The organism is Dyella nitratireducens (assembly GCF_014642835.1).
Classification (GTDB): domain Bacteria; phylum Pseudomonadota; class Gammaproteobacteria; order Xanthomonadales; family Rhodanobacteraceae; genus Dyella_B; species Dyella_B nitratireducens.
Window position 1 is genome coordinate 1 of the sequence record NZ_BMJA01000012.1, and the last position, 1,534, is coordinate 1,534.

A 1,534-nucleotide genomic window follows, 5' to 3' on the forward strand; every position below is an offset into this window, starting at 1 on the left:
CCGAGACCACCGTAAATGGTTGTACTTCCAGCGCCGCCCAGTACAGTCGTCGGTGCAGTCGACGTTCCGCCATCACCCGCATACAGCACGTCGGTCCCACCACCGCCGACAATGGAATCAGTGCCTGTGCCGCCGTATAGGTAGGTTGTCGCCGAGCTGTTCGGGTCGGCGAACAGCGTGTCGTTGCCGCCGCCAGCTTCGATCGTGTCGTTGCCCGTGCCACCCTGCAACCAGTCGTTGCCGGAGCCGCCCACGATGGATTCCGTACCGCTTCCGCCGAGAACCGTGCTATTGCCGTCCCCCGCGATTAGCGTATCGCTGCCCCCGCTTCCGAAAATGACGTCGCTCCCTGCGCCCCCATCCACATAGTTGTTTCCTGTTCCGGCGGAGGACAAAGCAATAGTGTCGTTGCCACCGCCGATGACCGTATCGCCATCGCCACTGTCCGCAACCAAGTCGCTGCCGGTACCGGTATCGATGTAGTCACTGCCCGTGCCACCAAGGATCGTGCTGTCACCTGATCCGCCAAAAATGGTATTTCCACCATCACCACCCACGATAGTGTCATGGCCCGAGCCCGCAACGACGTAGTTACCAGGACCCGATGGGAGTCCGATGAAGTCATTGCCATTCCCCGCCACCACCGTAGCGCTACCCGCAGCCGAACCGACGATCGAAGAGAGATCATTGGCACCGATACCCGAGTCAAGGAAGGTGTACGACGACGGAACCTCCACCGTGGTACTTCCGTAGGTGAGCGATTGGTTGCTGGCTACCGTGACCGAAGTTGTCCAATTGAACTGTTGCGAGTACGTTCCCGCGGCTGCATGCGGATCGACATACCCGCCGACGACCGAGTCGTTGCCGGCCCCGGTGTAGACCACGTTGCTACCTTGACCCAGCAGGTACACCGAATTCCCGTTTCCGCCGACGATAGTGTCGTTGCCCGCTCCGGTCGCGACGGCATCACCCAACTGGCCGCTTGCCGCACCCCCAGCAGTGACCTGCGTAATGGCTTGCGCCACATTGTTCGTCCCATTGAGCAGAATCGTGTTGCTCGAATTGGTGTTACTGCCGAGGATAATGTTGTTACCCGATGCACTTTCGGTGATGAAATCGTTCTCGCCATTCTCGGTAACGTAGTTGTCCCCGCTCGACAAAATCATCTGATCCGATGAGCCGACAGTGTCTTCACCCGTATATTGGGTGTAGTTGAATCCGGAAACGGTATCCGTCTCCGAAGTGCCGGCTACCGTCGTCGTGGCGTTGTCCACGAAAGGATCGAGCGTCGGCTCGACGTAACTCTGTGTCACGGGCGCACTGGATATCGCCTGTCCCGTGGAGTCATTGGGGTTGGTCATGGACGCGACGAGCTGCAAGTTTGCAGCCGCACCCACATCACCGGTGTTCACTAACGAAAAAGCGGCGCTGGTTTGTCCGGCCGCAATCGTGACGGTGAAGGTTCCGTTGCTGTTGATCGGCACGATACTCAACCCGGACACGAGCCCGAAGTCGGACGCCGGAGCACCGGACA

At 59.5% G+C, this 1,534-nt stretch carries 1 pseudogene; it reads right to left on the minus strand.

Annotated elements, in window-relative coordinates:
- Window positions 1-1,361, minus strand: a pseudogene (locus tag IEX75_RS24020) (hypothetical protein); the annotation flags it as partial.
- Window positions 1,362-1,534 lie beyond the last annotated feature (173 nt).